At 74.5% G+C, this 1575-nt stretch carries 2 protein-coding genes; one reads left to right on the top strand and one right to left on the bottom strand.

Annotated features, from left to right (window positions below):
* Positions 1-34: 34 nt before the first annotated feature.
* Complete coding sequence (locus tag ACSNOK_RS32960; protein ID WP_436784461.1) at positions 35-739, top strand: hypothetical protein; 705 nt, start codon at positions 35-37, stop codon at positions 737-739.
* Between the two features lie 91 nt (positions 740-830).
* Here ACSNOK_RS32960 and ACSNOK_RS32955 read toward each other — a convergent pair whose 3' ends face one another.
* Positions 831-1376: a nuclear transport factor 2 family protein gene (locus tag ACSNOK_RS32955; RefSeq protein ID WP_436784460.1), complete on the bottom strand. Its 546-nt coding sequence runs from the start codon at positions 1374-1376 to the stop codon at positions 831-833.
* Positions 1377-1575 lie beyond the last annotated feature (199 nt).

Raw genomic sequence — 1575 nt, 5'->3', positions numbered from 1 at the left:
CCCACGCACCACCCCTCCCACCGAAGGAGCCGCAATGACCGCACCGCTCCCCCGCCTCCGCGCCCGCGCCCTGCTGGCCTCCGGCGCCGGGTTATCCATGGCTGCCGCACTCACCCTGACCGGTGCCGGCACCGGCACCGCCACGGCCGCCGACGCGCCGTCCACGACCGTGACCCCGGCCGGTCACTCCTTCGCCGCGCAGCTCAACGGCAAGGCGACGTTCAAGGCCGGCTCGGTCACCGTGACGTGTACGACCTCCGGCTCCGCCCCCACGGCCGGCAGCACCAACAACCGGATACCCGACGCCCCCGACAACCACAACGCGTCCGGCCCGGTCAGCAACAACATCAACCCGCCCACGTTCGGCGGCTGTACGACGAGCATGCCCGGTGTCAAGGCGACCGTGGAGACCTCCGGCACCTGGACCGTCGCCATGCAGAACGGCGACCCGATCGTCGCCACGCTGGGCATGCCCACCGCGGGCTTCAAGCTGACCACGACCGGCCTCGCGTCCTGCACCGTCACGGCGGCGCCCACCGCCCCGGCGTCCCTGCCGGCCGTCTTCACCAACGGCGACGCCGACAACCCGTCGAAGATCACCCTCTCAGGTGCCCCCGCGGCGGTGAAGGTCGAGGGCGGCTTCGGCTGTCCGACGGCCGCCAAGACGTCCACGTTCAGCGCGGTCTACGACGTCACCGACGTCACCGACCCCGCGTCGCGCGTCCTCGTAGGCGAGTGACGACCGCCGCGCCCCGGACCCGGTGACGGCTACGGCGACGGCCCGCCCCGCGCGGGCCGGATCGCCCGGCGGCCCGGCCGCCGGCAAGCCGTCACCCCTCCTCCGGCCTCCGCCCGCCGCGCCCCCGTCGGCGGGCGGGGGCCGGCTCCGCGCAGGCCTCGGCGATCGCGGCGGTGTCCCAGTAGAACGGCCGCACGCGGACGATCCGCCCGTCCCGCACCTCGATCGTCTGGACGATCGGGAACTCCAGCTCCCGCCCGGTCGCCCGGGCCCGCGCGCGGATACGGCTGTACACGACGACCGTGTCACCGTCGACGCCGAGGAACCGCTGGTCGTGGATGTCGAACCGCTCCCAGGCCAGGCTCATCGCCAGGAAGAACCGGGCCATGCCCTCGTGCCGGTGCCATGTCCCGCCGTAGGGGAGGGAGTCGGCCTGGTGCAGCACCACGTCGTCCGCGAAGTAGGGGGCGAGGAGGTCGAAGGAGGCGGCGCCGGGGCCGCCCGCGGCGAGGTAACGGCTCTCGGCCTCGTACATGTTCCTGAGGACGGACAGCGGGTCGGCGAGCGCGGACGCCGCGTCGGGGACGGTGGGCGTCCGGGGGGCCTTCGAAGGGGAGGGTGCCGGGGATGTCGTCATGACGTCAGCATCGTCCGGCCGGGTGCGGGCGCGCTGGCGGCCGTCGGACGTCGACGTGGGCAGGGGGCGGGGTGGGGCGGAGCCCAGGCCGAGGCCATAGCAGGTCCCAAGCCGGACCCGGAAACCGGACCCGGAGCCAGGGCAGGCCCAGGGGAGTCAGGGCAGGGCCGAAGCCCTGCGTCGAAGGCCCGCCCCCGCC

The sequence above is a fragment of the Streptomyces sp. URMC 126 genome (genome assembly GCF_051386555.1).
Classification (GTDB): Bacteria; Actinomycetota; Actinomycetes; order Streptomycetales; family Streptomycetaceae; genus Streptomyces.
Note: the sequence above shows the minus strand (reverse complement) of the source record. Positions and strands in the feature narration are given on the sequence as shown.